This window comes from uncultured Thiodictyon sp. (assembly GCF_903828115.1).
Taxonomy (GTDB): domain Bacteria; phylum Pseudomonadota; class Gammaproteobacteria; order Chromatiales; family Chromatiaceae; genus Thiodictyon.
This window is the reverse complement of sequence record NZ_CAIKKU010000675.1, coordinates 1-3664: the sequence shown is the minus strand read 5'-3', so window position 1 is coordinate 3664 and position 3664 is coordinate 1. Positions and strand designations below refer to the sequence as shown.

Sequence of the window (3664 nt, the reverse complement as noted above, 5' to 3'; positions counted from 1 at the left end):
TCTCTCGCACGCCAAATTGCATCGCTTCTTCGATTACGATCTCGACAACGACAACGACAACGACAACGACAACGACAACGACAACGACGAGCGGGACGGGGTTTGCAACCCCGTCCTGAACGTTTCGGGCCCGGCAGCCGCCCGTGGCCTTCGCGGGGCGTCGAAAACCTTGCGAACGGGGCGAATGCCCCGTCCGGCATTGTTGTGCCCGGCGTCAGTCGTCCGCCTGCTGCACCCGCCGCGCCTCCGCCTCCAGATTGGCGAAGGCCGCGGCGACGCGCGGCGGGTCGGCGGCGCGGGCGGCGCGCTCCAGGGACTCGGCGGCCTCGTCCAGGGCCGGGACACCGCAGTAGCGGGTGGCCCCGCGCACCTGATGGGCGAGTTCGGCGAGTCCCTCCCAGTCGGACGCCGCGACCTCGGTGCGCAGGGCCGCGAGTTCATCCGGCAGTCCGGCCAGCAGGGCGGCGAACAGTTCGGCGGCCAGGTCCGCATCACCGCCGGCCACGGCCAGGGCGGACACGCGGTCGCGGGCGGGGAGTTGGGAGAGGGGGGTGACGGGCGCTTGGTCCAAGGTCTGGCTCCTGCGGGGTGGGTCGCCGACTACTCTATCGCCTGGCCCGGGGGCCGTCCACCCGCGCTCCGGCTTGGTTGCATGACGGCGCTGGTGCACAATCGCGAGACCGAAACCCCTGCCGGTCCGTCCGCACCTTCATGCCCCAGCCCGCCGCGCCCATCCGGCCATCGATCCCACCGGTAACCCTATGAACGAGCGTCCTATCGGCTCCACCATCGAGTACTGCGTCGGGACCACCCCCCTGGTGCGCCTGCAACGCCTGCCCGGTCACACCGACAACCTGATCCTGGTCAAGCTCGAAGGCAACAACCCGGCCGGCTCGGTGAAGGACCGGCCGGCGCTCAACATGCTGCGCCGCGCCCAGGAGCGGGGCACCATCAGGCCCGGCGATACCCTGATCGAGGCCACCAGCGGCAACACCGGCATCGCGCTCGCCATGGCCGCGGCCGTCATGGGCTACCGCATGGTGCTGATCATGCCGGAGCACATGAGCGTGGAGCGCCGGGCGGTCATGCGCGCCTTCGGCGCGACCATCGTGTTGACGCCGCGCGCGGGCAGCATGGAGGCGGCCATCGATCTGGCCAACGCCATGCAGGCGCGCGGGGAGGGGGTGCGGCTCGATCAGTTCTCCAACCCGGACAACCCGGCTGCCCACTATGCCGCGACCGGCCCCGAGATCTGGCACGACACGGCCGGACGCGTCACCCATTTCGTGAGTGCCATGGGCACCACGGGGACCATCATGGGGACCGGGCGCTATCTCAAGGAGCAGAACCCAGCGGTGCAGATCGTCGGCGTGCAGCCCGCGGACGGGGCGAACATCCCCGGCATCCGCCGCTGGCCGGCCGCCTATCTGCCGCGGATCTATGACCCCGCCGGGGTGGATCGGATCATCGATGTCGCGCAGCCCCAGGCCGAGCAGACCACCCGGGACCTGGCGGCGCGCGAGGGCATCTTCGCCGGCGTCTCCTCCGGCGGGGCGGTGGCGGCGGCGCTCCTGCTGTCGGCCGAGGTCAGCGCCGCGGTCATTGTCGCCATCGCCTGCGACCGCGGCGACCGCTACCTCTCGACCGGGGTCTTTCCGGACTGAGCGGGCGGTGAAGATTCTTGTCCGCAAATCCTCTTTCTTTGACCTTTAGGAACAGCCACTTGTCAAAAAAGCGCAAACCCCTTCCGCCGGAGATCGAGCTCGAGATCGAGGGCCTGACCCATGAGGGCCGCGGCCTGGCCCATTTCGACGGCAAGGCGATCTTCGTCGACTATGCCTTGCCCGGGGAGCGGGTGCGGATGCGCTACACCCGGGTCCAGCGCCGCTTCGACGAGGGGGCGGCGGTCGCGGTGCTGCGCGCCTCGCCCGACCGGGTGGCGCCGCGCTGCCCGCACTTCGGCGTCTGCGGCGGGTGCAACCTCCAGCATGTCGACCCCGCGGCCCAGATCCGCATCAAGCAGGAGACGCTGGCGGACGTCTTCACCCGTATCGGCAAGGTCAGCCCCGCCGCCTGGCTCCCGCCGCTGGTCGCCGGTCACTGGGGTTACCGGCGCAAGGCGCGCCTGGGGGCGCGCCACGTCATCAAGAAGGGTCGCACCCTGGTCGGTTTTCGCGAGCGCGGCACGCCCTATCTGGCCGACCTGACCCGCTGCGAGGTGCTGCACCCGAGCGTGGGCGAGCGCCTGCAGGTGCTGGCGGACGCCGTCGGGCGCCTGAGCATCCGCGACCAGGTCCCGCAGATCGAGATGGCGGTGGGGGAGGCGCCCTGCGTGCTGATCTTCCGCGTGATGGCGGCGCCGAGCGCGGCGGATCTGGAGGTCCTCCAGGGCCTCGGGCAGGACTACGGCTACCATATCTATCTCCAGGAGGGCGGGGTGGACAGCATCCGACCCTTGCCGGGGCAGGGCGTCGAACTGCACTACGACCTGCCCCGCTACGGCCTGCGCATGGCGTTCGAGCCGACCGACTTCACCCAGGTGAACCTCGAACTCAATCGCCTCATGGTGGACCAGGCCCTGGACCTGCTGGACCCCCAGCCGGACGAATCGGTGCTGGATCTGTTCTGCGGGCTCGGCAACTTCAGCCTACCGCTGGCGCGCCGTGCCGCCGCGGTGCTGGGGGTCGAGGCGGACCCGGGCCTCATCGCCCGCGCCGCGGCCAACGCGCAACGCAACGGCATCACCAATGTCCGCTTCGAGACGGCCGACCTCTATGCCGACCTCACCGATGCCCCCTGGCTGCGGGGTCAGTATCATAAGGTCCTGCTGGACCCGCCGCGCAGCGGCGCATTGGCGGTCCTGGACTGGCTGCCGCGCCTGGGGGTGCAGCGCATCTGCTACGTTTCCTGTTATCCCAGCACGCTCGCCCGGGACGCCGACCGCCTGGTCAACGCCCTGGGCTACCGGCTGGTCAGTGCCGGGGTGATGGACATGTTTCCACACACCGCGCACGTCGAGTCCATGGCCCTGTTTGAACGCCCTTGAACCCGCACCACGGGAGCCTTGCATCATGGGGATTGAGATCGAGCGTAAATTTCTCGTCAGGAACGACACCTGGCGCGCCCTCGCGCAGAGCGAGTCGCGCATCCGCCAGGGCTATCTGGCGACCACCGGCACCCTGACGGTGCGCGTGCGCCTGAAGGAGGACAGCGCCTACCTGACCCTCAAGGGCCCGCCCCTGGGTCTGGTGCGCTCCGAGTTCGAGTATCCCATCCCGCCCGAGGACGGCGAGGCCCTGCTGCGCGAACTCGCCATCCTGCCGGTGATCGAGAAGGTCCGTTACCGGGTGCCCTGCGGCCTGCACCATTGGGACCTGGATGTCTTCACCGGCGACAACGCCGGCCTGGTGCTGGCCGAGATCGAACTGACCCGCGAGCACGAACCCTTCGACCTGCCCGACTGGGCCGGGCTTGAGGTCACCGGCGACCCGCGCTACTCCAACGCCAACCTGGCGCGGCGGCCGTTCAGGCAGTGGTGAGTCCAAAAGGCACTGTTCCCCGTCAGGCGGAGGTCGAGTCCTTAGCGTGAAAGCCGCGCCTGGACCCTGTGGGAGCGGCTTCAGCCGCGACGCGACCGCGCCGGTCGCGTGGCCTCGTCGCGGCT

General features: G+C 69.8%; 4 protein-coding genes. 3 read left to right on the top strand and 1 reads right to left on the bottom strand.

All coding sequences use genetic code 11. From position 1 onward, the window contains the following. Nucleotides 1-214: 214 nt before the first annotated feature. Complete coding sequence (locus QZY48_RS25660) at nt 215-571, bottom strand: Hpt domain-containing protein (protein WP_295436360.1); 357 nt, start codon at nt 569-571, stop codon at nt 215-217. A 190-nt stretch (nt 572-761) separates the two neighbouring features. Here QZY48_RS25660 and cysM point away from each other — a divergent pair, with 190 nt between their 5' ends. The 3 genes from cysM to QZY48_RS25645 are packed head-to-tail and all read left to right on the top strand — an operon-like array spanning nt 762 to nt 3539. After that, complete coding sequence (gene cysM / locus QZY48_RS25655; RefSeq protein ID WP_295436359.1) at nt 762-1664, top strand: cysteine synthase CysM; 903 nt, start codon at nt 762-764, stop codon at nt 1662-1664. A 59-nt stretch (nt 1665-1723) separates the two neighbouring features. Then, nucleotides 1724-3046 (top strand): 23S rRNA (uracil(1939)-C(5))-methyltransferase RlmD, encoded by a 1323-nt coding sequence (gene rlmD, locus QZY48_RS25650; protein ID WP_295436358.1) that lies wholly within the window; start codon nt 1724-1726, stop codon nt 3044-3046. A 25-nt stretch (nt 3047-3071) separates the two neighbouring features. Continuing rightward, complete coding sequence (locus QZY48_RS25645; RefSeq protein WP_295436357.1) at nt 3072-3539, top strand: CYTH domain-containing protein; 468 nt, start codon at nt 3072-3074, stop codon at nt 3537-3539. The last annotated feature ends 125 nt before the right edge of the window (nt 3540-3664 follow it).

What these genes read in the sequence shown, in the direction of transcription:
- cysM (WP_295436359.1), top strand. Translation starts at nt 762, where the DNA reads ATGAACGAGCGTCCTATCGGCTCCACCATCGAGTACTGCGTCGGGACC.
- QZY48_RS25645 (WP_295436357.1), top strand. Translation starts at nt 3,072, where the DNA reads ATGGGGATTGAGATCGAGCGTAAATTTCTCGTCAGGAACGACACCTGG.